General features: G+C 70.1%; 22 protein-coding genes. 7 read left to right on the top strand and 15 right to left on the bottom strand.

Features of this window, described 5'->3' with window-relative positions:
* Positions 1-2: 2 nt before the first annotated feature.
* From MKK70_RS07345 to MKK70_RS07325, 5 genes are read right to left on the bottom strand one after another with little or no spacing between them, the layout of a single operon-like run.
* Positions 3-1,244, bottom strand: coding sequence for a glycosyltransferase family 4 protein (locus tag MKK70_RS07345; RefSeq protein WP_243946617.1), 1,242 nt, complete (start codon positions 1,242-1,244; stop codon positions 3-5).
* Entirely contained in the window at positions 1,241-2,476 is a 1,236-nt protein-coding gene (locus MKK70_RS07340; protein WP_243946616.1) for a glycosyltransferase family 4 protein, read from the bottom strand. Before MKK70_RS07340 ends, MKK70_RS07345 begins: the two co-directional genes overlap by 4 nt.
* A complete protein-coding gene (locus tag MKK70_RS07335; protein ID WP_243946615.1) occupies positions 2,473-3,279 on the bottom strand; it encodes a polysaccharide deacetylase family protein in 807 nt (268 codons plus the stop codon). The genes MKK70_RS07340 and MKK70_RS07335 overlap by 4 nt, the downstream gene beginning before the upstream one ends.
* A complete protein-coding gene (locus tag MKK70_RS07330; protein WP_243946613.1) occupies positions 3,272-4,600 on the bottom strand; it encodes an O-antigen ligase family protein in 1,329 nt (442 codons plus the stop codon). The genes MKK70_RS07335 and MKK70_RS07330 overlap by 8 nt, the downstream gene beginning before the upstream one ends.
* A complete protein-coding gene (locus MKK70_RS07325) occupies positions 4,600-6,054 on the bottom strand; it encodes a GumC family protein (RefSeq protein WP_243946612.1) in 1,455 nt (484 codons plus the stop codon). Before MKK70_RS07325 ends, MKK70_RS07330 begins: the two co-directional genes overlap by 1 nt.
* A 195-nt stretch (positions 6,055-6,249) precedes the next feature.
* Here MKK70_RS07325 and MKK70_RS07320 point away from each other — a divergent pair, with 195 nt between their 5' ends.
* Together MKK70_RS07320 and MKK70_RS07315 are read left to right on the top strand one after the other, a co-directional pair.
* A complete protein-coding gene (locus MKK70_RS07320) occupies positions 6,250-7,524 on the top strand; it encodes a lipopolysaccharide biosynthesis protein (RefSeq protein ID WP_243946611.1) in 1,275 nt (424 codons plus the stop codon).
* Complete coding sequence (locus tag MKK70_RS07315; protein WP_243946610.1) at positions 7,521-8,678, top strand: GNAT family N-acetyltransferase; 1,158 nt, start codon at positions 7,521-7,523, stop codon at positions 8,676-8,678. The genes MKK70_RS07320 and MKK70_RS07315 overlap by 4 nt, the downstream gene beginning before the upstream one ends.
* A gap of 107 nt (positions 8,679-8,785) precedes the next feature.
* Here the strand turns inward: MKK70_RS07315 and MKK70_RS07310 are convergent, their stop codons facing one another.
* From MKK70_RS07310 to MKK70_RS07285, 5 genes are all read right to left on the bottom strand, one after another.
* Positions 8,786-9,820, bottom strand: a complete 1,035-nt coding sequence (locus MKK70_RS07310; RefSeq protein ID WP_243946609.1) for a glycosyltransferase family 2 protein — start codon at positions 9,818-9,820, stop codon at positions 8,786-8,788.
* A gap of 530 nt (positions 9,821-10,350) precedes the next feature.
* On the bottom strand, positions 10,351-11,613 hold the full coding sequence (locus MKK70_RS07300; RefSeq protein ID WP_243946608.1) for a right-handed parallel beta-helix repeat-containing protein: 1,263 nt from the start codon (positions 11,611-11,613) through the stop codon (positions 10,351-10,353).
* A gap of 88 nt (positions 11,614-11,701) precedes the next feature.
* Positions 11,702-12,895, bottom strand: coding sequence for an O-antigen ligase family protein (locus MKK70_RS07295; RefSeq protein WP_243946607.1), 1,194 nt, complete (start codon positions 12,893-12,895; stop codon positions 11,702-11,704).
* Between the two features lie 455 nt (positions 12,896-13,350).
* On the bottom strand, positions 13,351-14,067 hold the full coding sequence (locus tag MKK70_RS07290; protein WP_243946606.1) for a WecB/TagA/CpsF family glycosyltransferase: 717 nt from the start codon (positions 14,065-14,067) through the stop codon (positions 13,351-13,353).
* Positions 14,068-14,141: 74 nt separating this feature from the next.
* Positions 14,142-15,122, bottom strand: coding sequence for a UDP-glucuronic acid decarboxylase family protein (locus MKK70_RS07285; RefSeq protein ID WP_243946605.1), 981 nt, complete (start codon positions 15,120-15,122; stop codon positions 14,142-14,144).
* Between the two features lie 401 nt (positions 15,123-15,523).
* On the opposite strand from MKK70_RS07285, the gene MKK70_RS07280 reads away from it, so the two are divergent.
* From MKK70_RS07280 to MKK70_RS07270, 3 genes are all read left to right on the top strand, one after another.
* A complete protein-coding gene (locus MKK70_RS07280; protein ID WP_147859803.1) occupies positions 15,524-16,756 on the top strand; it encodes a glycosyltransferase family 4 protein in 1,233 nt (410 codons plus the stop codon).
* A gap of 237 nt (positions 16,757-16,993) precedes the next feature.
* Positions 16,994-18,298 carry a polysaccharide biosynthesis/export family protein gene (locus MKK70_RS07275; RefSeq protein WP_243946601.1) on the top strand — a complete coding sequence of 435 codons (1,305 nt, stop codon included), beginning with the start codon at positions 16,994-16,996 and terminating at the stop codon, positions 18,296-18,298.
* Between the two features lie 151 nt (positions 18,299-18,449).
* The gene (locus MKK70_RS07270; RefSeq protein ID WP_243946599.1) at positions 18,450-20,672 is read left to right on the top strand and encodes a GumC family protein; all 2,223 of its coding nucleotides are present in this window, start codon (positions 18,450-18,452) and stop codon (positions 20,670-20,672) included.
* Between the two features lie 261 nt (positions 20,673-20,933).
* Here the strand turns inward: MKK70_RS07270 and MKK70_RS07265 are convergent, their stop codons facing one another.
* Complete coding sequence (locus MKK70_RS07265) at positions 20,934-21,569, bottom strand: phospholipase A2 family protein (protein ID WP_409568252.1); 636 nt, start codon at positions 21,567-21,569, stop codon at positions 20,934-20,936.
* Positions 21,570-22,068: 499 nt separating this feature from the next.
* Between MKK70_RS07265 and MKK70_RS07260 the strand changes: the two genes are divergently transcribed.
* Together MKK70_RS07260 and MKK70_RS07255 are read left to right on the top strand one after the other, a co-directional pair.
* Positions 22,069-23,034: a helix-turn-helix domain-containing protein gene (locus tag MKK70_RS07260; protein WP_243946597.1), complete on the top strand. Its 966-nt coding sequence runs from the start codon at positions 22,069-22,071 to the stop codon at positions 23,032-23,034.
* Positions 23,035-23,166: 132 nt separating this feature from the next.
* Positions 23,167-23,580 (top strand): RNA polymerase sigma factor region1.1 domain-containing protein, encoded by a 414-nt coding sequence (locus MKK70_RS07255; protein ID WP_243946595.1) that lies wholly within the window; start codon positions 23,167-23,169, stop codon positions 23,578-23,580.
* Between the two features lie 264 nt (positions 23,581-23,844).
* Here MKK70_RS07255 and MKK70_RS07250 read toward each other — a convergent pair whose 3' ends face one another.
* The 4 genes from MKK70_RS07250 to MKK70_RS07235 form a co-directional block, all read right to left on the bottom strand.
* The gene (locus MKK70_RS07250; RefSeq protein ID WP_243936430.1) at positions 23,845-24,327 is read right to left on the bottom strand and encodes a YidB family protein; all 483 of its coding nucleotides are present in this window, start codon (positions 24,325-24,327) and stop codon (positions 23,845-23,847) included.
* Positions 24,328-24,484: 157 nt separating this feature from the next.
* Positions 24,485-24,919, bottom strand: a complete 435-nt coding sequence (locus tag MKK70_RS07245) for a BA14K family protein (RefSeq protein WP_243946593.1) — start codon at positions 24,917-24,919, stop codon at positions 24,485-24,487.
* Between the two features lie 172 nt (positions 24,920-25,091).
* Positions 25,092-25,475 (bottom strand): CsbD family protein, encoded by a 384-nt coding sequence (locus tag MKK70_RS07240; RefSeq protein WP_243946591.1) that lies wholly within the window; start codon positions 25,473-25,475, stop codon positions 25,092-25,094.
* A 71-nt stretch (positions 25,476-25,546) separates the two neighbouring features.
* A complete protein-coding gene (locus tag MKK70_RS07235; protein ID WP_147859832.1) occupies positions 25,547-25,750 on the bottom strand; it encodes a CsbD family protein in 204 nt (67 codons plus the stop codon).
* Positions 25,751-25,797: the final 47 nt, after the last annotated feature.

Raw genomic sequence — 25,797 nt, 5'->3', positions numbered from 1 at the left:
ATTCACCCCGTCGCTCGCTCGGCTACCGGCTTGATCGCGTCTCTCAGCCCGGCATCGCCCGTCTCGGGCCTGTCCCTGGGTCCGGCTTCGACGACGATCCGGCTTCCCGCGACGACCGCCGCGTAGACGGCCGCCGTCTGGTCGGCGATCCGATCCCAACCGAAGGCGGCCTCGATCTCGGCGGCCCGCGCGCGCTCGCCGGCGCGGGCGGCCTCCGCGCGCGGCGCAAGCTTCGCCTCCATCGCGGAGGCCCAGGCGCCGATGTTTCCCACCGGAACGTGATCCGCCGGCGAAAGGCCGATCGCCCGATTGGCGGGGATGTCGCTCGCCAGGACGGGAAGACCGTAGCCGAGCGCCTCGAGTAGGGCGATCGGCATGCCCTCGTGGCTCGACGGCAGGACGAAGAGCGCCGCGTGCGCGTAGAGCTGGGCGAGAGCCTCGCCCGCCTGGAAGCCCGTCAGGACGACGCCCGGCGTCGCCGCGGCCGCGGCCGCGACGGCGTCGCGGTAGGCGCCGCCATGCTCGGCGCTGCCGACGATGGCGAGCTTGAGCGTCGGGTCGTTCAGCTCGCGGAAGGCGGCGATCAGGTCGAGCTGGCGCTTCTCCTCGACGATGCGCGCCACCGACAGGACGTAGCGGCCCGGCGCGAGGCCGAACGCCCGAAGGTGGGTGATGCCCTGCTGCGGCGGATGGATCTCGACGCCGTTCGGGATGAAGGTCACCGGGGTCCCGATCCGATCGGCGACGGAGTCGGCGATCGCGCGCGCTATGGCGATGCGAGCATCGGCGCAGGTCATGCCGACGCGCTCGCCGAGGCGCAGGGCGACGCGGGCGAAGAAGCCCCATTTCTGGCGCTCGTAGTCGAAGCCGTGATGGGTGATCACGACGCGGAGCCCGAGCAGCCGGGCCAGCGGCGCGAGCAGCGCGGGCCCGATGGCGTGGATGTGCACGATGTCCGGCCTGCGCCGCGCGGCCAGGAGCACGCCGAGCGCGGTGTGGATCAGCGCCTCGAGGTACCGCGAGCGCGGCGCCCAGAGCGGCGTCACCCGCACGCCGTTCCAGCGGCGCGGGCTGCCGGGCCGGAGATGGGCCCGGCGCGCGAGCACCTCGATGTCCCAGCCGCGCCGCGCGAGGCGGGGGGCGAGGGCGGCCACGTGCGCCTCGATGCCCCCCTGGACATCCGGGATGCCGCGAAGCCCGATGATCATGATCGAGCGCGGATCGCTTGGCGTCTGCCCGGTCATGACGATGGCCTCAATGCTGCGTAGAGATCGGCGATGCGGGCGCGGTAGGCCTCGGGCCGGAACGCCTGCTCGACCCAGGCGCGGCCGGCGCCGCCGAGGCTGGCGCGCGCCGAGCCGGACAGTGCGGCGACGCGGGTCATCGTGACCGCCAAGGCGCGCGCGTCGCCGGACGGGAAGCGGAATCCCGTCTCCCCGTCGCGGATGAGCTCGGGGATGCCGCCGATATCCGCTCCGATCACGGGGCGTCCGAGCGCGTAGGCTTCCAGGACGCTGACGGGCGCGTTCTCGTACCACTCGGACGGCAGGATCAGGGCTTGGGCCTCGCCGACGAGACGGTGGAGGGCCGGGCCTGAGACGTGGCCGGCGAACCTCACGTCGGCGTCGAGGTCCTGCGCCAGCCGGCGCAGGGATGCCTCCTCGGGGCCCGTCCCGGCGATGACGACGCGTCGGCCGGAGAGTGCGGCGGCGCGGACCAGGGTGGCGAGCCCCTTTTCCGGCGCGAGGCGTCCCGCGTAGGCGAAGTAGTCGCCCTCGTGGGCGCAGGGCGCGAACCGCGCCGCGTCGATGCAGTTCGGGACGTGCGCGATCCGCGCGGGGTCCCAGCCCCACGCGACCAGCTTGTCGCGGTAGAACAGGCTCGGCGCGATCAGCCGGTCGAGCGTGCGGCGGTAGAGGCCCAGGGCCCGGTGGACCAGCGTCTCGAGAAGGACGAGGCCGCTGAGCGCGACGGACTCCTTCACGCAGCGGTGCCGCAGGACGTTGTGGACGCGCCCGCCCCGGCAGCGCTCGCAGACCCGGCCGCCGCTCAGCATCTTGTAGGCCGGGCAGGCGATCTTCAGGTCGTGCGCCGTCATCACGACCGGCACGCCCTCCGCCTTCAGCGCGCCGAAGATCGCCGGCGAGATGTGGTGGTAGACGTTGTGCGCGTGGGCCACGTCCGGCGGGGCGCGGCGGACCAGGGCCCGGATGTTCCGGCGCGCCTCCAGCGAGTAGATGATCTTGGCTGCCTGCGCGGCCTTCGTCAGCGGCCCGGACCTGCGCCCGTACTCGATCTCGGAGACGAAGTAGTCCGACCACGGGCTCGGCAGGTTGTCCGGATGCCGCATGGCGAAGGGCACGACGTCCCAGCCCGCGGCCTCGAACAGCGCGATCTGGTCGAGGAAGACGGTCTCCGCCCCGCCCCGCCGGTAGAAGTAGTTGTTGATGGCGAGGAGCCGCGGCCGGGCCGTCATCGCGCCTGCTCCCGCAAGCCCATCCGGTCGAGCGCCGCGTCGACGCCGAGGACGTGGCATCCGCGCGCGCGCGCGTGCGCGACCAGCGCCTCGAAGGTCTCGGGGGTGCAGCCGTACGGCGTCGGCGCTGCGGCGATGTCGTGGGTGAAGAAGATCAGCCAGCCGGGCTCGGCCGCGAGGGCGTCGATCCAGCGGGTCAGGCCGCGCGCATGCGCGTCCGGCTGGCGGATCTCCACCGCCCGGAGAAAGGCCGGGTCCGTGCTCCCCCGGTTGATCGCCTCCCCGCCCGCGCGGCAGGTCCGGAACCGGGCCGCGAGCTGCCGGCGCTTGCCGAGCGAGCCGCCGTTGTAGGGGAACGCGAAATTGCGCCGCCCCCGCGGGGGATCGATCGCGTCCAGGTAGCGGGCGTTCCGGGCGAGGTCCGCGGCGAGTGTCCGTCGGCCGAGGTGGCGCAGGTCCGAATGGCCGAAGGTATGGCAGCCGATCTCGTGGCCGCGGGCCGCGAGCGCGCGGCATCCCTGCGCGTCGATCAGCGTGCGGTCCGGCTCGACCCGGCCCGCGAGGCCGCCGGCGATGTAGAAGGTGCCCCGCGCGCCATGCGCTTCCAGGATCGCCGCACCGGCGTGAAGGGCCGTCTCGGGGACGTCGTCGAAGGTGAACGAGACGATCGCCTCCGCCTCCGGCACATGAACGGTATCCCGCGGGGTCGCGCGGATGATCCGGTTGGTCAGGCGGCGGCCGAGGCGGTCGAGTCCCCGCGAGACGCGGCCGGCCGCCGCGAGGGCACGGGCGAGCTCACGCATGAACGGGCCCTCCCGCAGGCCGGGGCGCGTCGGCGCCGGCGACGAGGGTGGCGCGCCCCTGAAGGCGCAGCCCGAACACCGCGATCAGCATGAAGAACCAGACCAGGCTGCCGGACTGGAAGAACAGGCTCTCGACGCAGGCCGAGAACACGCCGTAGAGCCAGATCCGCGTGAAGAGGCGGGTCAGGGCGGGGTCGTTGCCGGCCGCATCGGCCCGGCCGACGTCCTTCAGGGGCAGCCAGAGCAGCCAGAGCAGCGTCAGCGCGAGGCCCGGCAGGCCGGTGGTGACCGCCGCGTCGAGATAGGCGTTGTGGCCGTTGAAGGCGGCGACGGCCCAGCTCGCCCCGCCGCCGGTGCTGTAGACCAGCTCGTCCGTCTGCCAGAACAGCTGGAAGCCGTAGCCCGTCAGCGGCCTTTCGGCGATGGCGGCCACCCCGATGCGCCAGATGTCGATGCGGTTGGTGAAGGTCGGATCGATCCCCAGGGCCGCCACCGCGGCGCGCATGTCCGCGGAGATCGCGCACCCGATGGTGAGGGCGTTGAACGCCGCCACGCCGCCGAGGACGATGGGTGCGCGCAGCGCCGGGCGGCGCTCGAACACCCAGGCGAGCCCCAGGATGCCGGGCAGCGCCGCGCTCGCGGTCTTGCCGCCGGTCTGCTGCAGGAAGATCGCGGCGAGCACGACGATCGCCAGCCCTTCCAGGCGTCGCCCGGCGCTCCGCAGATGCAGCCCGATGAAGGCCAGCAGGACCATCGCGCCGGCGGCGGCGTTCTTGTGCGCGAAGTGCCCGCGCCACAGCCCCGCATTCATCGGCTCGCGGATCTCGGTGGCCTGGTGGATCGCGAGCCGGGGCAGCAGGAAGACGCCCAGATAGGCGACGAGGAGCGTGGCGAGGCACCCCAGCCCGAGCAGCCCCGCGAAGTGCCGTTCCGAGCGCGGCAGGATCAGGACGATGCCGGCGTTGGTCACCGTGAGCGTGGCGAGCACCACCCGCCTGAGCGCGATGTCGGGATGCGCCGAGATCGCCGAGGCCGCCGCGAACCACAGGACGAGGGCGAGGATCAGGCCGCGGGGGCCGGCCACCAGCGTCCGGGCGGGCGATCGGGCGGCGGCCAGCCACAGGCCGCCGGTCAGCGCCAGGAAGACGATCTGGTTCAGGGCGCTGGTGCGATCCGCGGCCGGATCGGCGGAGGCGGCCGCGGTGAGGTCGATGAAGGGCGACAGCGTGATCAGGTAGAAGAGCAGCGTCCCGACGACGAGCAGGGACGCGAGCGCGCTGCCCGACGCCTCGGCCGAACCGTCCGCATGAGCCTCCCGCATCAGGCCGCCCTCGCCGGATCGCGGCGGCGCGCCCCGAGACAGCCCAGGCCCCCGATCGCGCCGGCCGCGAGGACGAGGCCGATGAAACCGCTGCCGGCCACGACGACGGGCGTGCGCGGCGGCCAGGACGGCCGCGGCGGCGGCATGGCCGCCGAGATCACGCGCACGTCCGTCGCGTCGATCTGCTGGCGCTCCGCGGCCTCGCCGGCCCGGGTCAGGAAGGCCTGGTAGAGCGCGGATTTCGTGCGCGCGTCCCGTTCGAGCTCGCGCAGCTTCACCTCGGCCAGCCCGTCCTCGGAGACCGTCCCGCGCAGCTGCATCGTCTCGCTGGTGAGCGCGTCGAGCGCCTGCCGGGCTTGGGCCATCTCCAGCCGCGCCGCGCCGCGCAGCCGCTCGGTCTCGGCGCGGATCGCCCGCGCGATGGCGTCGTGCTCGACCTGCGCGTTCACGAGGCTCGGATGGCGCGGGCCGAAGGTCTGCGACAGGGACGCGACCTGCCGGCGCAGGGCGGCATCCTCCCCGAGCAGCCCGGTCAGGGCCGACGACTGAACCGCGCCGGCCTGCGAGCCCGACTTGTCGAGCGCGCGAGAGACCGCACGGTAGCGCGCCTCCGCTTCGGCCAGGCGTGCGTGCGCGTCCGTCACCTTGACGCTCATGCGGTCCATCGCCTGGGTGCTGGTGAGCTCGCCGCCGGCGACCTGCAGCAACCCGTGCGCGCTGCGGAAGGCTTCCACCTTCCGGTCGGCCTCCTCGACCTTGGCCTTCAGCAGGCCGAGGCGATCGGAGAGGCTCTCCGCCGCCAGCCCGACCCGTTCCGCGTCGCCCCGCGCGATCTCGTCCCGGAACGCCTCCGCGATCGAGTCCGCGAGCTTGGCCGAGAGATCCGCCGTGCTCGCCCAGACCGAAACGGTCACCACGTAGGACCGCTCCTGGCGGACGACCTTGATCCGCTCGCCGAGCGCGGCGGCGACGGACCGGTCGGACGGGCCGGAGCCGGCCTCCGGATCGAGGCCGAGCATCGCGCCGAAGTCGATCAGCGCGGCCTTTCTGTTGAACTCGGGGGCGTTCGCGAGGGCGAGCCTGTCCGCGACGCGACGCAGGACGTTGCTCGACGTCACGACCCGCATCTTGCTCTCGACGTCGAGGATCTGCGCGTCGCTCTGCAGGTTCTGCGCGTAGAGATCGTTGGTGACGACCCGAAGGTTCGACGGTGCCACGACCAGGTCCGTCGTCGCGGTGAAGCGCGGGGTGACCGAGCGGGTGAACAAGTAGCCCGCGAGGCCTCCGAGCAGCGTCGCGACGAGAAGCCAGGCCCAGCGGCGCAGCAGCCATCCGCTCACCTCGGCCAGATCCGGCGCACGGGGCGTGCGCGCGGGGCGAGCCGCCCGCGGGGGGACGTCGCGCGCCGGCGCGGGCGTCGCGTCGCCGATCCAAAGCTGGGCGCTCTCGGTCACCCTGTACATCTCTCTCGGCCCTGGCAGCGCATGCGTCGATCTTAAGCGTTTGGCTGCTTTGTTCGGCTATAAGATCGCCAAGAGTCAAGAATATAACGTTAATATACCGGTTAATCCGGCAATGCTCGCTTGAGATGTATGGCAATAACTGCTGGTTGTGGTGGAGGAATTCAGGTGTCTTGGCATAAGACGACGATGGGAAGAGCGATCTCGCTGAAACCAATATTCTCCAGCTACGCGATGTCGGGCGGAGCTTTGGCGTCGGCCAGCATCGCCCAGCTCGCAACGTTCGCGATGCTTGCGCGCGCGCTCGGGCCGGTCGAATTCGGACTGTTCGTCCAGGTCGCGGCGATCAGCGCCATCGGCATTCAGATCTGCGGCCTCGGAGCCTCGGACAGCCTGTTCCGGCGGATCGTGCAGGCACCGGAGCGCTATCCCGATCTCCTGGGACACAACCTGCTGCTGATCGGGCTCAGCGCGGCCGTCCTCGTCCCGCTCGCTGCGGCGGGGCTGTCATTCTGGCTGACGATGCAGACCGGTCCGGGCCTCGGTCTGCCGAGCATCGTGCTCCTGCTCGTCACGAACATCCTGCTCGTGCGGGCGATCCTGCTGGTCGAGACCATCTACCTCGGCCTCGGACGGGAAGCGGCGGCGAATCGGTCCGTCGTGGGCTTCGCGCTGGCCCGCACGGCGACGGCGGCGCTGGCCTGCACCGTCTTCGGCGTCGATACGCTCGCCGGATGGGCGGCCTGGCAGTTCTGCGGCAACCTCCTCTACGCGCTGCTCTGCGCCGCGTGGCTGCTCCCGCTCGGGCGTCCGCGCGCGGTCATCCTGCGCGAGGAGTTGCGCCCGGGCCTCCTGTTCAGCTCCCAGTTCGCGATGCGGGCCCTGCGCCAGAACGCCGACCTCTTCGTCGTCGGCCTGTTCGCCTCGATCGAGACCGTGGCCAGCTACGGCGTGGCCCGGCGCATCATGGACAGCAGCTACATCACGATCGATTCGATGAACCGCCTGGTCTACCGGCGCTTCGTGCGCGCCAGCCGCGACGGGCTGCACCGCGCCTTGCCGGATGCGGGCCGGGTGCTCGTCGGAGCGGTCGTTCTCGGGAGCGGCACGGCGCTCCTGCTCTTCCTGCTGGCGCCCTGGCTCGGCCTCGCGTTCGGCCGCGCCTACGACGAGGTCACGTTCTTCGTCCGCTGCCTCTCCGGCACGATCGCCCTGATCGCCGTCTGGTCGGTGGCGATCGACCTGCTCGGCGCCTCCGGCCGCCAGGGGGCTCGCGCGATGATCCTGAGCACCGTCAACCTTCTGGGGGGCGGCCTCATCGCCGCGGCCTCGTGGCTCGCCGGGCCGTCGGGCGCGATCGTCGCCCTCTACGCGATCGAGGCGGGAACCGCGGCGGCGGCCTGGCTCGTCCTGCTGAGCCTGGCCGCACGGAGCCGCGGGTGCGCCCTGAGCGCGGCCGCATGACGACGCACCCGGACCGGAGCCTGGGAGCAACCGCTTTGCACGACCGGCCGGCGGGCGGACGGGGCGAGGGCCGTCTCAGGCCGATGGAGATCGCGGACGTCGCGGCGGTCGGCCGGCTCTTCCTCCGCCACTTCCGGGGCATCGAGGCGGAGCCGGGACCGGACCTTCTGGCCTATCTCCGCACGCTCGCCTTCGGCGCGCCGGGCCAGACCCGCGAGACGGGCAGCTGCGTCTACGAGCGGTGCGACGGCCGCATCACCAGCGTGCTGCTCTCCGTCCACGTCGCGTTCCGCGTGGGCGAGCGGGACGTTGCGGGACGCCTGTTCTCGGCTTTCATGACGGACGGATCGAAGGACGCGGCCGGCGCCGCCAAGATCAGCCTGGCCATGCGGGCGCGGCGGCAGGATCTCGCCTTCAACGATTCCTCCTCCCCGACGAGCCTGAAGCATTTCCAGGCCGTGGGCGGCACGATCGTGCCGATCCAGAACCTGGAATGGATCCGGACCTTCCGCCCCGCCGAGGCCGCGCTCGGTCGCGTCGTGCGCAGGACGCTGCGTCGGTGGGAGCCGCCGCTCGGGCCGCTCGCCTGGCCGCTCGACGCCGCGATCCGAGCCGTCCGCGGCCGCTCGGCTCGACCGTGCCGACCGGACGTGCGGGTCGAGCCGATGACGGTCGACGACTTCCTCGACCATGCGCCCGGGTTGATCGCGCATCATGCGGTCCGCCCGCGCTGGTCGCGGCCCGAGCTCGCCTGGTTCGTCGCGATGGCGGAGCAGAATCGTCGCCGCGGCCCCCTGGCGATCCGCCGTGTCGTGAACCGATGCGGGGCGGTCGTCGGCTGCTTCGTCTATCACGGTGCGGTGGGCCGGCCCGCCCGGGTCCTCAACGTGCTGGCCCGCCCCGCGCAGGAAGCCGCGATCCTGCACGCGATGTTGCGTCACCTCGACGAGGCCGGCTGCACCGAGGCGATCGGGCACGCGCAGCCCGCGCTCATGCACGGCCTCGCCCACCAGCGCGGCGTCGGCTTCCGGCATCGCGCCTTCGTGTGCGTGCTGACGCGGCATGCCGACATCGCCGCCGCGGCGAAGCGGGGCGACATCTACATCGGCGGCTTGGCAGGCGAGGATTGGAGCCGCCTGATGTCGGACTTCTAGAGAGCATTTTCTTCACGCGAGCCGGGATCCACCTCACTCGAAAATGTTCTGGGACGTCCGCCGAGCCTGCCGCGGTGCGACCGGCGACGCGCCTCGGAGCGTCCCGCTCACGCGTCCGACCCGGCACGGGCGGGCGGACGTGCCGCGACGACATCCTGCAGGATGCGGCTCTCGATCCAGGCCTGCGGCGCTTGCCGTCGCCGGAGGAAGCCGAGGGGCAACGCCGCGGCATGGAAGATCCAGGCGACGACCGCGTAGAGCCCGAGCCGCAGGCTGTGCTGACGCCATGCCATCAGGCCGACCACGCCGACGACGAGAGCGAGATCGAGGCCGAGCCCGAGCCAGGGGTGCGGGGCCAGGAACGGGAGGGCCAGCATCAGGATCAGCCATAGGTAGACCGCGGCCCAGAGCTTCAGCTCGGGCAGCTCGCGCACGAGCCGCCCCCAGCGCGGCGTGCCGAGCGCTGCCCGAAGAACCTCGCCGATGCCGCGGAGATAGCCGGATTTCCAGCGCCGGACGAGCAGGGCGTAGGCGTCGACGGCGTGCCCGAAATGGCTCACGAAGCGCCGGTCGAGCCGATGCAGGCCCCAGCCGCACGCCCGCAGCCGCAGACCGAGGTCGAACTCCTCGTATCCGTGCAGGTTGCGGTCCGACAGATACCCGACCTGCAGCAGGGCTGCGCGGCGGTAGAGACCGCCGCCGTTCATGCGGTCGATCGATCCGGTCCGGTTCTCCGGCGCGGCGCGGCGCCCGCGCCGTACGTATTCGAGGCTGGTGTCGTTCATTTCCGCGACATGCCCGGTCACGCCCGCGCAGGAGGGATGCGCCTGCAGATAGGCCAGCGCCTCCCGCAGGAAGCCGGGGTCGAGCAGCATGTCCCCGTCCATGAGGCAGACGAACGGCTCCCGGCTGTACTGAAAGCCGAGTTGCGGACCGATCCCGCAGCTCGGCCGGACGGCGGGATCGAGCTGGACCACCCGGACCGGGAAGGCCGAGGCGACGCCGACCGTCCCGTCCCGGGAACCGCCGTCGGCCAGGATGATCTCGCCGCCGATCCCGTCGAGCGCTGCCACGACGCTCGCGAGGGCTCCCCCGATCCGCGCCTCCTCGTTCAGCGCCTTGAGAATCACCGAGACCGTCATTGCAGCTCTCACGCCCCGCCACGCGTCGCCTTCCGTCGGGCTGCCTGCGGAGCGCCGTGTCGCCCCCCGCCTGCCCACGCCCGAAGCGGACCCTCGACCCATCCGCTTATAGGAATTCTTGCCGACGAACAGGAGCCAAATCGCCCATCACCGTTTTCGGCGGCTGGGCCCAGCGCAGGGGCGAACCTTTGGCACCCTCCCGGTCGATCCCGAACGCGGACGTCGCATCGACCTGCGGCCGACCGTTCGGCTGCGACGCCGACCGCTCGGCTCCGGCGCGATCCACAGATCCGGGTGGCGGCACGGGATTGCCGGGCCGAAGACGCGCGGGGGATCACGATAGGCAGGCAGGCACGGGCGGCGAGTGCGGATCGTGCGCGCCGGTCGCTTGACCGCAGCAACCATGCGTCCGTCCGCCATGGTCGCCATGGGTCGATCCATTTCGATCGCTCCGCGGCCGGTCGCGCTGCCGCGCCGGATCTAGCGCAAGCCCGCGTGCGCGTCGGCCCTGTGTCCGGCCGATCCGCGGTTCAGCGAAACGTGCCCGACAGCTCCTGGCCGTGTGCCGTCATCAGGTCCCGCCCACCGGTCTCGTTCGCCCAGGAGAAAGGGCTGCGGTTGGGGCCGACGATGTAGATGTTCCGGTCCATGCGGATGCTTCGATCGGAAAAGATCCTGAGATCGCCCGTGTCCTGAACGGCGCCGCTGCTGCCTCCCGCCGACACGTCGATCGTATTGTCGTGAATGGAGATGTTGCGCAGCAGATAGGTCCCGAATTTTCCCGCCTGCCGGGATTGCTGGATCAGGGCGATGCCGTTGCCCTTCGTCGCGCCGTCGGACACGATCGTGTTGAAGGCGATGTCGATCACGGCGCCCTCGGTCGCGCCGGAGGCGGCGACGATGATGCCGGCGCACCAGAGCCAGCCAGGACACGTGTCGCCGGAATTGTTGCGGACGACGTTGTGCCGGATCGCTGCGGTCCAGGAAATTTCGTGAAAGATGCCGCCGCAGCAATTGTTCTCGACCAGGTTCCACTCGGCCGTATAGTTCGTGTTGTCGATATCGCTCCAGATGCCGGGCCCCTGGTTGTCGTGGACCCAGTTGTGCCGGACGACGGCGCCGTCGCTCAAGGTGATCTTGCCGCCACCGGCCTCGAAGGCCGGATCGAACTTCTTCTGGTGATTGTTGAACACGATCTCGTTGTTTTCGACGATCGGCGCACCGGGCATGGCGGTGCCGTAGCCCGACTGGGCATTGTGGTGGATGCTGTTGCCCGAGACCACGGTGCCGACGCCCATGGAGACGCCGATCCCGGCATTGCAGCAGATCTCGTTGTCGAGGACGCGCCAGCCGCGTCCGTGGGCGGCATAGACGGCCGCATCCTGGTTGCCGGCCGTATAGTTGCGGATCACGAGGTTTCGGATGACGACGTCGCGGGCGGTCCCGTCGAAGGCGCGGCGGACGCCGTTCCGACCATCGAGGACGGCACCCTTCAGCCCGGTGAAGGATTGCGACGGGAGCGGGCTGACATGTTGGGCCGGGTAGAGACCGGGCTGAAGGCAGAAGGCAGCACCCGGGCCTGCCGCTTCCGCCATCTCCTGCAGCCTGGCGCCGGGTTGGACGCGGATTCCCTTGCAGGCGATGTCCTTCGGGCCGGCCGGTCCGAGCAGCCCGGCCGTCTCCGCCGCTCCCCCGGACGGTTTGTGGGGGGGGCCCGCAGCGCCTGCGGCGGCCGGCGCCGGGATCGAGGACAGGAAGGCAAGGACGATGAGGGCCGCCCGCTGATCGCGCATCGCATTCGCTCTCGGAAGTGGGATTCCCGTCGTGCCTTGCCAAACCGGGCACGGCCTTTTGCCGACGGGCACGTCCCGTCGCCCGTTGCTATTTCGCGGCGCCCGAGAGGGCGTCGAAAGCGAACGATCTTCCGGCGGACCCGGGAGCCGGCCGCTTGTACGGCATCCGGTAGATCATCGATGCCGCGATGCCGAAGCCGAACAGGCACCAGAACCAGATCCCGAGCATCGGGCCCTCGAGAGCGACGTCGAAGGAGGCGTCGATCACGAACGCGAGACCGTAGGCGACGATCCAGAGCAGCACGTTCGACTGGTCGATATCCCCGCGTCGCCGAGCCTGGACGACGTCCCACAGCAATCGACCGAACCAGGTCGCGAGCAGCAGGATCCAGAGCGAGACCCCCGGCACGCCGGTCCGCGCCAGGAACGTCATGTTGACGTTGTGCGGGCTCCGCAGGGGATTGTCGGAGCGGGCGTTGCTGATCCCATCGACGACCGAAAGATTGATCCCGAGACCCTTGCCCGTCCAGAAATAAGGCCCGTGCAGCGTATAATCCTTGATCCTCTGCCACCAATGCAACCGCCACGTCTTGGTGTCGTCGAGATTGGCGGACTTGCTCTCGCCGAGGATGCTGTTGACATTGTCGACGATCTGCTCGAGCCCGATTTCGCGATGCGAGCCGTCGGGATTGGGCGGCCCGATCTGCTTGATCCCGAGGACGGCCATCAGCCCGAAAAAGACCAGGCACAGGAGCATGATGCGCACGATCTTCCGCATCTGCCGGCCGACGACGGCGGCGAGCAGGCTCGGGACGAGACAGGCCAGCATTCCGCCTCGGCTCGGCGTCAGCAGGGCCAGCCCGAACAGCAACGCCAGGACCCATGGCAGGCTGACCTTGCGCAAGCCGAGAAGCACGAAGATCGTAGCGCCTGCGACGTGCACCGATGCTTCGCCGGGCCTGATCTCGAACATCGGCGTTCCCGACCATGGCCACTTCGGCACAGCGTCGTTGGTGTACTTGGCCAGGAGGAAGAGCGGTCCGCCGATCAGCCCATACAGCCACGCGAAGGACGCGTATCGGGCCACGAGGACGTCGATGCGGTGCGGCTGCTCCAGCAGGAGCGCGGTGACGAAGAACGCGAACAGCCCGTAGAAGACGAGCATGCTGTCGCGGATCGTGTCGAGGCCGTAGATGCCGATGTCGGGCGCGGCACGAATCACGATCAGGACCATCAACCCGGCAAGGATTTGGTTCTGCACCGGCACGAAGGTCGCGAGCACGCACCGTGTTCGGGTCCAGGCGACGAAACCGAGAAGCAGCAGGATTTCGCCCACGAAAAGGGGCGGCACGCCGAGATAGGCGAATCCCTTTCCCAAGACCGCATAGCCGAGCAGCGCAAAGCACCCGAACCGAAGATACGCGTCGCCGAAGTACGGGGTCGGCCATCGCGACGCACGCGCCCGTCCGGTTGCATAGGTCATTTGCGCGAGACCTGCTCGAGTTCGATCGATCGGAGATCCGGCTCAGGATGCCACCGCGGCCCGCGCGGATCGGCGGAGCATCGGTGTCATTCCCGCGACCCGGAAGGGGGAGGCCCAATCCGGTTCGAGCCGCCGCCCTCGAACGGTAAGGCGGGGGCGGGTCCGCCGAACGCATCGGGTCCCGGACCGGGCCGATGCGGCGGGTCGGGCCCACGCTCCCATCGCGGGTCCGACCTGCCCGCGGCCGGATGGGATCAGACGGTGTTCTCGGCCCGACCGACCGTCCTGTCCCGGCGGATCAGCTGGGCCGTGGCCAGGGCGACGAAGCGCGGGATCATCGAGGCATAGCGACGCCATAGCCGCCTGGGCTCGGTTCCCAGGCGAAACGCCCATTCGAGTCCGTTCCGCTGCATCCAGCGCGGCGCTTGGCGCTTGGTGCCGGCCAGGAAATCGAAGGCGGCGCCGACGCCGATCAGCACCGGCGCCTCGATCCGATCCCGGTGGGCGCTCATCCAGCGCTCCTGCTTGGGCGTGCTGAGGCCGACCCACACGATGTCGGGCCTGCTCGCGTTGATGGCGCGCACGATCGCCTCGTCCTCCTCGGCGGTGACGGCGCCGAAGGGCGGGCTGAACGTGCCGGCGACGACCAAGCCCGGATGGGCGGCGCGCAAGGTCTCCGAGAGCTTGTCCGCGAGACCGGGGCCGCCGCCGAAGTAGTAGTGACGGTATCCGAGGGCCGGCGAGATGCGCGAGATCTCCCGCATCAGGTCGGGACCATAGACGCGCCGCACGCGGGGGCGGCCGAGCCTGTGGGCCATCCAGACCAGGGGCATCCCGTCCGGTGTGACCATGCCGGCGCTCGCATGGATCTCGCGCAGGGCGGCGTCGCGCCGGCATTCCATGATGCCGTGGACCCCGGTGACGCAGACGTAGTGGCGCCGGCGCGACCGGATCCAGGCATCGATCGTCATGACCGCATCCTGGAGGGTGATGGCGCTCACCGGAACGCCGAGGATCTCGACGCACGGAGGCCTTGACGGAGCGCTCATGAGGCGGCCCTCAGAAGCGGGCTGACCGTGCCGCCCGGACCTGCCAGCAGCGCTTCGAAATAGGCGATGGTGCGCTTCAATCCGTCATCCAGAGCGACCTTCGGCGTCCAGTGCAGCAGGTTCCGCGCGCGACCGATGTCGGGGCAGCGCTGGGTCGGATCGTCCTGCGGCAAGGGTCGGTACACGATGGCCGAACCGGAGCCGCACAGGTCGATGATGCGGTGCGCGAGCTCGGCGATGGTGATCTCGACCGGGTTGCCGAGATTGACCGGGGCCTCGAGGTCCTGATCCATCGCCATCAGACGCACGAGTCCTTCGACGAGATCGTCGACGTAGCAGAAGGAACGGGTCTGCGATCCGTCGCCGTACAGGGTGATCGGCTCGCCGGTCAGCGCCTGGATGATGAAGTTGGAGACGACCCGGCCGTCCTGCGGATGCATGTGGGGGCCGTAGGTGTTGAAGATCCGCGCGACCCGGATCGGAAGCCGATGCTGCCGCTGATAGTCGAAGAACAGGGTTTCGGCGCAGCGCTTGCCCTCGTCATAGCAGGCCCGCGGTCCGGTGATGCTGACCCGGCCGCGATACGCTTCCGGCTGCGGATGGACGTCGGGATCGCCGTAGACCTCGCTCGTCGATGCCTGGAGGACGGGAATGCGCAGGCGCTTCGCCAGGCCCAGTATGTTGATCGCTCCCATGACGCTCGTCTTCGTCGTCTGCACGGGATCGCGCTGGTAGTGGATCGGGGAGGCGGGGCAGGCGAGATTATAGATCTCGTCGACCTCGACATAGAGAGGAAAAGACACATCGTGCCGCAGAAGCTCGAAAGCCGATTGGTGGGCGAGCTCGGCGACGTTGCTTCGCGATCCGGTGTAGAAGTTGTCGACGCACAAGACGTCGTTGTTCTCCCTGAGTAGCCGGGCGCAGAGATGCGACCCGATAAAACCGGCCCCTCCGGTGATGAGCACGCGTTTCTTCATTGTCTCCATCCCCGTACGATGATGTCGCGTCCTGCTCTCGATTGCCGATCACGTCTCCCGACCGATGCTTCGGACGCATCGGCTCGGAAACCCTGGCTGCTCGATCGGAGCGTGGCGGCCTTGAGCTTGCGCTTGCCGGACGCGGCGCCAAACCGTTCATCGGCAGGATGCCGAGCGTGGAACGCCACCCTTTCGCACTACTCCCGCTGACGGGCGTGTGCTTATGCGGCGCTCAGCTATGGTTGGTGCTCCGGCCTGAACCGGATCATCATTGCATCAGAGATATCTGATATTTTTTCGATCAAGTTATATGGTATTACATAGTCTTATACGCTTGCGATGAAATTTTTTGTCCGAAAAAACCCGGAAATTCTTCCCTCAATCAAGTCGGCTCGGTGGCGATGACTAGCCTTCGCGTTCTCATCTCTCACAACCGCTACCAGATCCGCGGTGGCGAGGACGCCGTCGTCGAGGGCGAAGCGGTGGCGCTCGCGCGGGCCGGCTGCCGGGTCGAGACCGTTCTCGTCAGCAACGACATCATCGACAGCCCCGTCGCCCGCTTGCGCGTCGCCATCGAGGCCGCGCACGCGCCGCGCGGGATCGCCCGTGTCCTGGAAGCGGTTCGCGACTTCCGCCCCGACGTCGTGCACGTCCACAATACGTTCCCGCTGGTTTCCCCGGCGGTTCATGCGGCGGTTCGCGCGGTCGGCCCCGCCACCGTGCAGACCCTGCACAATTACAGGATCGTCTGCGCCGGCGCGCTCCTCCTGCGCGACGGACGGCCCTGCGAGGATTGTATCGCGGGCACGCCGTACGCCGCGGCCGTCCATGGCTGCTACCGCGGCTCGCGGATCGGATCCCTCGCGGTCGCCCGCATGATCGCCCATCACCGCCGGGTGGGCACCTGGAAGCACGACGTCGACGCGTTCATTGCCCTGACCGGCTTCGCCCGCGATCGCTTCGCTCGCGCCGGCGTTCCCGCCGAGCGGATCTTCGTGAAGCCCAACGGTCTCGCGGATCCGGGCCCCGTCTTCGACGGCCCGCGGCAACGCCTCCTGTATGCCGGTCGCCTCAGCCCCGAGAAGGGCCTGTCCGTGCTGGCCCAGGCCGCCGCGCAGGCAGGGTTGCCGGTCGATGTCGCCGGTGACGGTCCGATGCGATCGGAGGTCGCTGCCGGCCCCTGGCTCGTCCCGCACGGTGCTCTCGCACCGGCCGAGACGCAGGCGGCGATCGCGCGTGCCCGAGCCCTGGTCGTGCCCTCGCTCTGGTACGAGGGCCTCCCGATGGTGATCATCGAGGCGTTCGCCGCCGGCACCCCGGTGATCGCATCGCGCATCGGCTCGCTCGCCGAACTCGTCGAGGACGGCGTCACCGGCCTTCTCGTGGAACCCGACGACCCAGGGGATCTCGCCCGTGCCCTGAGGCGGATCTCCGGCGATCCGGCCGAGGCGCGGCGCATGGGACGTGCCGGGCGCGCGGTCTATGAGCAGCGCTGGGCCGAGCCGATCACGACGAAGGCCCTGATCTCCGTCTATCGGGCGGCGCTCGCGTCACGGTTTCACGCCCTGAAACGCGCGGCATCCGATCACGGTGGTCGGCACGGCTGCGGAGACGGCGCGTCGCAAGTCTTATGACGACGCAGAAGCCGCTCGACGATGCGATCTCGTAGCACGCATCGGTATTAGTGCCCAAAGAGCTGCGCCGCTGTCCCGAAGAATAGCGTCGAGCGAAGCCGAGGCACCGTAGGCTTTCGCGGTCGCGCCGGATGAACGCAGACGCGATTTCGAGATGATCCATTCGGGTCTCGACGGGAAGACAGGTCGGTCGCCATGCATGAGCTCTCTCGATGGGTCGGCCGCCTCGGCTCGGTGGTGCTCGCCGTCCTGGCGGTGATCGCGGTGGGATGTTCCGCCCACGCGCAGGACGCGGTCTATCGGATCTCGTCCGGCGACAAGATCACCCTGTCCGTGTTCGGTCAGCCGGAGCTGGCCGGGGACTACGTGGTCGGCGGCGATGGCAGCATTCTGCTTCCCATCGTCGGCGACGTCGCGGTCGCGGATCTGACGCTGCCCGAGCTTCAGAAGCGTGTGACGGAAAGGCTCGCCGACGGCTACTTCCATCAGCCGGTCGTGAGCGCCCGGATTTCCGAGATGCGGCCGATCTACGTGATGGGCGACGTCAAATCCCCGGGAAGCTATCCGTTCCGCTACGGTGCCACCGTCCAGAGTGCCATCGCCCTGGCAGGGGGATATGCGCTGCCCGAGCAGGCGCAGATCGGGCTGCGCACGGAGTTTCTCCTGGCCGAGGAGCGCGTGCGAGCGCTCGAGCTGACCCGCCGTACGCTCCTGGTCCGCCGCGCTCGCCTGTCGGCGCAGCTCAACGACGCGCCGAGCTTCGCGCTTCCCGCCGAGCTGACCGAGGACGATGGGACGCGCGCCCTCCTGAAGGCGGAACGCGAGATGCTGGAGACCCAGCAGAAGGCTCTGAAGGCCGAGGTCTCGCTGCTCGAGGAGCAGAAGCCCCGGCTCGAAGCGGAAATCGTGGGAAACAAGGCCCAGTCGGCTTCCGAGCAGGTGCAATTGAACCTGATCCAGGACCATCTTGCCGACTACAACAAGCTCATGAGCGACGGTCTCGCGCGGCGCTACACCGGGATCGAGCTCAAGCGCGAGGAAGCGCGCAACAAGGGAAACATCGCGCGCCTCTCCTCGGAGCTGGCCCGTCTCGAGCTGGGCATCGGCGATCTCGCCGTGCGCGTGCTCGACACGCGGAACACCTACAAGCGGCGCGTCATCGTCGAGTTGCAGGAGCTGCGCTCTCGCCTGGCCGAGGTCGAGACGAGCCTCCCCACGGCGCGGGAGGTCCGCGAAGCGCGCATCCAGCAGGGCGGCACCCTCGGCATCGCCACGTCGCAGGAATTGAACCGCAGCGCCTTCGTCACCCGGCGCCAGAACGGGAAGGCGGAGACCGTGCGCGTGACGCTGACCACGGTCCTTGCGCCGGGCGAGATCGTCGAGATCCGCCGGGACGGCGCAGCGTCGGATGCCCTGGCGCAAGGCGGCGCGAGCAACGGCGTCACCGCCAATGCCACGGCCTCCGACCGCGCAGCGCAACGCCCGACCACATGGACCTCCGCGGATCCGACCGACAAGTACCCGGGCGCTCTGCTTCGATAACCGATCGGCGCCGCGGGCATCGTCCGACCGCGTACCCGGCCCGACCGCGAGCGGCGCCCCGGAAGGCGCCACCGATGCCAGACCACCGGGCGGCCGAGCGGATGCTCTACGCCTCGAAGACGATCCGACAGCCTTCAACGACGAGGACGACATGAACCAGTTGCCGCGGTTCGATCCCCACCTCAGGGAGACGAGCGTCCGTGATCACTACGACGGCGTCGCGCAGTCGGCGATCAAGATGATCTTGCGTCGCCGCCGGCTCATCGGGGTGGCGCTGGTGGCCGGGTTCGTGATGGGCATCGCCGGGCTGATCCTCATCAAGAAGACCTATACCGCAGACGCCTTGATCCAGCTGACCTTCAGCCGCGACGAGCAGACGCGGACGGGATCATCGGCGCAATCGACCGGAACGGCGGTCGAAGCGTCGGCCCTCGTGGAGAGCGAAGCGCGCCTGCTCCGCTCCAGGGCCGTCGCCCGCCGGGTCGTCGCCCGCCTCAACTTGGCGGCAGACCCGGAGTTTGCGCCCGCGACCCCGTTCATCCTTCGTTTCGAAAGCTGGCTGCCCGACAATCTCCGCACCATTCGCCCTTGGCAGACGCCGTCCTCGGACCAGACGTTTCGCGAAGACCTGATCGCGCACGCACTTCTTCAGGGGCTCTCCGTCACCAACGACATTCGATCCTACATCATCGGCGTTTCGTATGCTTCGGCCGATCCGGAGCGATCAGCGAAGATCGTCAATGCGTTCCTGGACGAATACATCAGCAACAACATGGAGACCGGCGTCAGGGCTGCCCAGCGGACAAGCGACTGGGTCGCCTCGCAGATCCGTCAGACCCGCGCGTCGCTCGACATCGCCGAGTCGGCCGTGAACGCGTATCGGCGCCAGTCGGGATTTCTCGAGCTGTCGACCGACGGTGGAATGCCACAGCAGCAACTGCAGAACCTGTCCGCCCGTCTCGATGCGGCGACCGCTTTGCGCCTGGCCGAGGAGGCGAGGGTCGCACACGCCAAAGAGGTCTTCGTCGCCGGAGGCGTTCCGTCCGCGGAAGACCTCGCCGGTGCTCCGGTGATCCGGGAACTTCTGGAGAACCGCGAGAAGCAGCGGAGGGACCTGGCGGAACTCGCCCTCAACGGACCGAAGCATCCCGGCCTCTCGCGCGCGCGATCCGCGCTCGACGACACGGAGACGCGCCTCCACGCGGAGATCGAGGGAGCGATCAAGGAATTGGACGGCCGCTTGAGATCCGCCGCCGACGCGGAGGCAGCGCTCGCGGCTCACATCAGGCAGACCAAGGACACCGCGATCGACTCCAAGAAGCGCGAGACCCAGCTGAAGAGCCTTCAACTCGACGCGACCTCGTTGCGTGACAGGCTGAAGGTGCTCACCGAAAGCTATGCCCAGGCCATCGCCGCAGCGGGCCTGGCGTCCACCAGCGCGCAGGTCGTGATGCGGGCCGAGGCGATCCCGCTTCCCTCGGGACCGAACCCAGTCGTGATCTTCGCCGTGGCGATGCTGGGCGCGACGGCGATCGGGATCGGCGGCGCCTACCTGCTGGAGAACCGGCACGACGGCCTCCGCTCGGAGGCCGAGCTGTCGGCCGAGACGCAGACGCCGTGCCTCGGCATGATCCCCGACCAGCCGAAGCGCCCGAAGCCGAGCGACAAGCGCCTTTTCGAGGAGGCGATCCGGTTCCTGGCGGCCTCGATCGACGTGCAGACCGCCGCCGCCTTCGGCCGCGTCCTCCTCATCACATCGTCGGTTGCCAAGGAAGGCAAGTCGGACGTCGGCCGCGCCCTGGCGACCGAGGCGGCCAGGAACGGCGGGAGAGCTCTCATCGTCGATGTCGCGTCGCGGTCGACCGAGGAAACAGGCACCCTATCCCTGCCGCTCGATGCGGCGGTGAGCGACCCTGATGCCTTCCTGAGGGATTTCGCCGACGATCCGGTCGTCCGTTTGGCAGCGCCACGCTGGATCGCTTCCGACCATCTCACCTGCATGCGTCTCGCAGCCTTCATCGAACGGGTGAGGTCCTCGTTCGAGATCATCATCCTCGAAGCTCCGCCGGTTCTGCAGTCGCTCGACTTTCTGCCGCTCGCAAGGCTGGCCGATCTCGTGGTTCATCTCGCCCGGTGGGGCACGACGCCTCGGGAGACCATCGCGGCCGCCTTCAAGCGGTTCGATAGCCTTTCGGTTCGCGTCTGCGGGACCTTGATGACCCACGTCGATCCAGCGACGAACCAGGGCGCCGGCAGGAGCGGTCGAGGCGCGTCGTCCTGGGACCGAAGGGACTCTGCCGCGAAAGGGCCCTTCCTCGGCTCCATCCGCTCGGCGATGAAGCGCACACGGGCTTCGCAGCTGCTGAAACACTGAGGATTCCGCGCTGCCCACGCGAAGGACGGCACGGCGTCGACGACCGTTCCGCTCGGCCGGTCGCTCTCCAGGCCGCGAACGTCCACGAGGCGAATGTTCCGGAGCCGCGCACCGTCCCCGTCGCCCTCGACCGCGACGGATCGGGCGCTCATTTGCGGCGTCTCGACCGGCCCCGACAGGGCGGATGGCGATGCCGAACCGATCCGACCTGTGCCGTCCCAGGGTCCCGGCCGACGAGGGCGACCGCGTGCCGGGCCCGGCTCAGGGCGCCCGGCAATTCATCGCATCGGCGGCCTCGGCGACGCTCAGCGACCGCCGGCGAACCTCGAGCGGGACGTCCGGTCGTTCCGATACCGCCGTCGCCTCGCGCCTAAGTGCCTGGTCGCACGCGCACGAGCGGTGCCCGGCCGCATCGTAGCAGGCGTCGTGGCGCTGGCAGGCGGCGTCGAGGGCGTCGGTCGGCGGCAGGTCGGCGCCGCGCTGGCCCGCACCGCAATAGTTGCCGTGAAACAGTTCCTTGCCCGTTAGCACGTTCGCGAGGTCGCCCTTCGGCGGGGGCGCCTCCTGCGGCGTGCCGCTCGGGTTCAGGTCGTTCGCCGGTCCGCCGGACTTGCTGGCCGACCCACGCAGCGTCTTGGGAATGCCCGATCGCGCATCGGGCTCTCCCAGACTTTCTCCGGTGCGGGAGTTCGGATCGGACAGGTCGGGAAGCGGCGGCGGCGGACCCGGCCTCGCCTCCTCAGAGCTCGTCGAACCCGGATCGTCCTCCGTCGTCTGCGCCACGGCACCGTGTGCCAGGAACACCGCCATGGAGAGGACCAGCGCAACCAGGGTTTTCAAGTCCGACTCCCGTGGAGCGAGGCGAGCACGTCGTTCGGCGCGCCTGGCCGGCGCCATCGGCCCTCCGAGACGGATCGCCTCGAAATCGAAGTCTCCGAACGCAAAAACGGTCCTCGCCTGGGTAGGGGCGGGACGCGGACCAGATACGGCGACGTCGAGGAAAGCGTTCCACGCCCTGTGCCGGAAAGCGCGATCGAACGGGACGACGGGGGGATCGCCGTCCCGACGATGTCGCTCCGCGTCGGCATGACCGCGACCGCGTGGAGCCCGCGGTAAATGCCAGAGAGCGACCAGGCTCACCCGTTCGCCGGCACGGAGGCTGCCGACGACAGCCTGCCTGCGCGACGGATGGGAAGCGGGATGCCGGGCATCAGCCGGCTCGCCGACGCGGATTGCGCAGGCCGCACGTGGCTGCCGGCGAGGAAGCCACGATCAGAGATCACGCAAAGGTGAAGTCAGGCTTATCTAAGGTTGCCGATATCAAGCGGAACAATGCCCGAAGCCGTGCCGTTGCTTGGCGTCTGACGGCATGCCTCGGGCGCGTTGGGGTCTGCAGTTGGACGTCGAGAATTTCGAAGCTTATCACCGCCTCTACGGCGGTGTCGCCGACCTGTCGCGGATCGGCGCCGGCTTCAGCGCGCGCCTCAACGTCATCCGCCTCCCGCGCCTGGTGCTGCATGAACGGCGCGTGGAAGGCGTCTTGTCGAACCGCACCTGGGCGTGCGTCGGCCGCCACGGCTTCGATCACATCACGCTCCATCTCCTCAGATCCGGGGATTTCGTGTCCGGTCCGCCCGGTGCCGAGCGGCGGCTTCAGCCCGGCGAGGTCGTCGTGCTCGACACGAGCCGCCCCCACGTCTCCCGCATGACGACGCGCGCGGACCTGCTCTCGATTCAAATGGCACGCGCCCACGTCGCGGAGGCGATCTCCGATCCGGCCGGGATCCACGGCACCGTCCTGCCGGCCGCGGCTTGCGGCCTGCTCACGGATTTCCTGGCCTCGCTCACGCGGCGATCCGCATCGCTGCGGCCGGATCCGTCGGCCCACGTCGCAGCGGCGGCGATCAACCTGCTGAGCCTAGGCCTCAGGGGCCTGCCGGCCTCGGCCGAGGCGCTTCCGGCCGAGGCGGGGGACGCGCTGCGGCGCCGGCGTGCCGAGGCCTTCATCGCGACGCGCCTGCCGGACCCGAACCTCGACGCGCATGCCGTCGCGGACGGGATCGGGATCTCGCGCTCCGTCCTGTACCGGGTCTTCGGCGTGGATGGCGGGGTGAGGCGGTTCATCCAGCAGCGACGCCTGGACGAGCTGCGCCGCGCCCTCCTGCGCCCCGGCGAGACGCGCCGTCTCGGAAGCCTCGCCTACGCCCACGGCTTCGCCACCGAAAGCCATTGCAGCCGCGCCTTCGCGGCGGCCTTCGGCCTCCCGCCGGGGCAGTTCCGGACCGAGCTGACGCGCCCGGATGCCGACGAGGCGATCGATCGCGAGGACAGCCTCATCGGCTTGGCCAGGGCGCTGTACTGACGATCGGCCCCGGCGCCAGGATCCGCGCACGCGCCGCATCGAGCCCGCGCGCGCCCGCGCGCGCCCGCGAAGGTCCGTGAAACCCGCTTGCCCGGTGCCACTTATCGCAGGGGAAACGGCGGGAGGAAACGGATGGCAGGCACGATCGACCGCGCGACGCTCGACCGTCTGATCGCCCTGGGGCGCGAGCGCGGGGAGCTGACCGCGAGCGAGCTTCAGGCGGCTCTGCCGGTCGAGACCTTCGACGTCGACGCCCTCGTCCTGGTGATGCTGGAATTGGAGGCGGCGGGGGTGAGCGTGGAGCCGGATGCGTTCGGCCCGCGCGCCGAGACCGACGCCGCGCCGCGCCTGACCCTCGCGAGCCCGGAGCCCGGCGTGCCCCGCGTGATCGCACCGACCGGCGAGGGCGAGCCGGTCGCGGCCGCCGCGCCGGCGGCCGAGGCGGCGGAGCCCGAGGCCGACGAGACCGAGCCGGTCGGACGCGTCGTCCTGCTCGCCGGCCTCCTGGTGCTACTGGTGCTCGGGACGATCCTGGTCCTGGCCTAAGATGCGGAGCGAGGCGGCCGGGCTTGTCGATCCGGTCCGCGCGCCATCGCGTTGGCGCCTCGCAGCCGGCGCTGCGCCGCGCAGGCCGAGACGTCACGAAAGGCTACGCTTCGCGGCCACCGAGCCGTTGACGCAGTCGACGCACCCTTCCCGCCGTACATCGGACGGCCCCGATCCCGGGCCGCATGCGCGACGATCCACGAGACGACGCGGCGCGCCCTGACGGCCGGCGTCTTCGCGCGCCGGCCGCATCGTCGTTCGGCGTCAGGCGAGCTTGCGACCGTCGGCGGCGTAGCGGTCGATGGCCGAGGGCAGCTCGCGCGAGAGGCGCGACAGGAGCGCGGAGCGGCTCAGGCCGGTCTGCTGGGTCAGGTGGTCGAGGGTCTCCGGGCCGATGGCGCGCTCGAGATCGGCCTCGTGGATGTCGCGGTTGGCGCCCTGGTTGATCCAGGAATTCGCCGTCTCGCCGTGGCCGCCCTTGGTGAAGTGGTCGACGAGCTCGCTCAGGCCGCTGGCGATCAGGCCGCCGACGCCGGCCGAGCCGACGCCACCGAGGAGCCCGCCCAGGCTCGAGAGGCCGCCGCTGCCGGACGAGGTCGTGGAGCGGCTCGACACCGGCGGAATCGTCGCGTGCCCCGGCGTCGCATCATGCCCCTTTAGGAGCTCGGCGAGCTTGTCGCGGTTCTGGTAGCCGGCCACGGCCAGAAGGCCCAGCAGCGCGGTCATCGAGGGATAGCCCTTGCTCATCGGTCGTCCTTTTGGGTTGGAAGGTGGAAGGTCCGGCACCGGACCGGTGCTCGAAGGGAGCGGGAGCGAGCGCCGCCCGCCGATCCGCGCGGCGTCCCGCGCGCTCAGGATCGGGGGACCGGACCCGCAGCGTTGGCGAGCCCGGCGGGGTCTGCGATCACGGGCAGGGGTGACGGTCGCCGTCGTTGCCGAGGTAGGTCCCGCTGGCGGCATCGTAGGAGCGGAAGCGGCGCGCGCAGGCGGCGACCGCCTCGGGATCCGGGCCGCCCTGCACCACCACCGGCGCGGCCTGCGCCTGCGCGTTCGCGATGGCGCCGCCGATGATCGCCCCGGCCGCCAGGCCTGCGACGCCCGCGCCCACCGCCGCGCCGACGCCGGGCCCGCGACGATGGCCGTAGCCGCGTCCATAGCCGTACCCCCGCCCGCCGCGCCAGCCGTGACGATGACCGAAGCGGCGATACTGCACGTAGCCGGTCGGCAGGTCACCGCGCACCAGCGCCTCGACGGGGGCGCTGGATGCCGGGGCGGCCTGGGCCGGCAGACCGACCAGGGTGGCGGCGACGGTGGCGGCGCGGGCGAGGGTCAGCTTCATCGTGGATCGTCTCCTGATGGGCGGGGGAAGGGGGATGCTTCAGTAGCCGCGGCGGTTCGGCGGGGCGGCGGAGCGGCCGGCGAGGCGGCGGCTGACGTAGGCGATGACCTTCGGGAGCAGAAAGGCGGTGAGCAGCTTGCGGATCATGGAATGCGTCTCCGATGGGATGGGTTCAGGACCTGGAACGGGACAGCCAGCCGACCGCGAAGGCGACGGCGGCGAGGCCGACCAGGGCGGAGACGCGGTTGTCGTCGGCGTAGCGCGCTGCCTGCTGGCCGTAGGACGATCCGCGCTTGCGGGCGTGGCGGGTGAGATCGCGGCCCTCGTCGATCCAGCGGCCGGCCCGGTCCTCGACCGCGTGGGCGAGGGCGCGCCCGTCATCGAGGAGGTCCTCGGCCCGGTCGCGGGCGCGGCCGTAGGCGTATTGCGCGCCGCCGGCCGCCTGGTTCACGGCGCCGCGGACCTGGCGGCCCGGGTCGCCGGTGAGGCCGCCGAGCGCGCTCTGGGCACGGCCCTTGAGGTGGCGCGATGCGCCGCGGAACTGGTCGCCGTTCATGGATCTCTCCTGGCTTTCGAAGTATCGGGCGGCGGTCGGGCCCCGGTCGGGTCGCCCGCCGCCGTGCCGGATCAGCGCTTGCCGCCGACCTTGTCGACCAGCGACGACACGCCGTCCTTGGCCTCGCCGACGGTGCGCTGGGCCTCGCCCTTGAGCTCCTGGGCCTTGCCTTCGACCATCAGGCCGTCGTTGCCGGTGACCTTGCCGGCGGCCTGCTTGATGTTGCCGGCGGCCTCGTTGGCGAGGCCCTTCAGCTTGTCGGTGGTGCTGCTCATGGGATGGCTCCTTGCGCGGGAAGGGACGGGTTCGGGGGGGCCGGCCG

It is taken from the genome of Methylobacterium sp. E-041 (genome assembly GCF_022829665.1).
Lineage (GTDB): Bacteria > Pseudomonadota > Alphaproteobacteria > Rhizobiales > Beijerinckiaceae > Methylobacterium.
This window is presented reverse-complemented; position numbering and strand designations above follow the sequence as displayed.

Bases quoted from the DNA above. Each gene is read 5' to 3' on its own strand.
- MKK70_RS07250 (WP_243936430.1), bottom strand. From the start codon at position 24,327: ATGAGCAAGGGCTATCCCTCGATGACCGCGCTGCTGGGCCTTCTGGCC.
- MKK70_RS07245 (WP_243946593.1), bottom strand. From the start codon at position 24,919: ATGAAGCTGACCCTCGCCCGCGCCGCCACCGTCGCCGCCACCCTGGTC.
- MKK70_RS07285 (WP_243946605.1), bottom strand. From the start codon at position 15,122: ATGAAGAAACGCGTGCTCATCACCGGAGGGGCCGGTTTTATCGGGTCG.
- MKK70_RS07310 (WP_243946609.1), bottom strand. From the start codon at position 9,820: ATGACGGTCTCGGTGATTCTCAAGGCGCTGAACGAGGAGGCGCGGATC.
- MKK70_RS07345 (WP_243946617.1), bottom strand. From the start codon at position 1,244: ATGACCGGGCAGACGCCAAGCGATCCGCGCTCGATCATGATCATCGGG.
- MKK70_RS07330 (WP_243946613.1), bottom strand. From the start codon at position 4,600: ATGCGGGAGGCTCATGCGGACGGTTCGGCCGAGGCGTCGGGCAGCGCG.
- MKK70_RS07320 (WP_243946611.1), top strand. From the start codon at position 6,250: ATGGGAAGAGCGATCTCGCTGAAACCAATATTCTCCAGCTACGCGATG.
- MKK70_RS07270 (WP_243946599.1), top strand. From the start codon at position 18,450: ATGAACCAGTTGCCGCGGTTCGATCCCCACCTCAGGGAGACGAGCGTC.
- MKK70_RS07280 (WP_147859803.1), top strand. From the start codon at position 15,524: ATGACTAGCCTTCGCGTTCTCATCTCTCACAACCGCTACCAGATCCGC.
- MKK70_RS07255 (WP_243946595.1), top strand. From the start codon at position 23,167: ATGGCAGGCACGATCGACCGCGCGACGCTCGACCGTCTGATCGCCCTG.
- MKK70_RS07265 (WP_409568252.1), bottom strand. From the start codon at position 21,569: ATGGCGCCGGCCAGGCGCGCCGAACGACGTGCTCGCCTCGCTCCACGG.
- MKK70_RS07315 (WP_243946610.1), top strand. From the start codon at position 7,521: ATGACGACGCACCCGGACCGGAGCCTGGGAGCAACCGCTTTGCACGAC.
- MKK70_RS07290 (WP_243946606.1), bottom strand. From the start codon at position 14,067: ATGACGATCGATGCCTGGATCCGGTCGCGCCGGCGCCACTACGTCTGC.
- MKK70_RS07240 (WP_243946591.1), bottom strand. From the start codon at position 25,475: ATGAACGGCGACCAGTTCCGCGGCGCATCGCGCCACCTCAAGGGCCGT.
- MKK70_RS07235 (WP_147859832.1), bottom strand. From the start codon at position 25,750: ATGAGCAGCACCACCGACAAGCTGAAGGGCCTCGCCAACGAGGCCGCC.
- MKK70_RS07335 (WP_243946615.1), bottom strand. From the start codon at position 3,279: ATGCGTGAGCTCGCCCGTGCCCTCGCGGCGGCCGGCCGCGTCTCGCGG.
- MKK70_RS07340 (WP_243946616.1), bottom strand. From the start codon at position 2,476: ATGACGGCCCGGCCGCGGCTCCTCGCCATCAACAACTACTTCTACCGG.
- MKK70_RS07300 (WP_243946608.1), bottom strand. From the start codon at position 11,613: ATGCGCGATCAGCGGGCGGCCCTCATCGTCCTTGCCTTCCTGTCCTCG.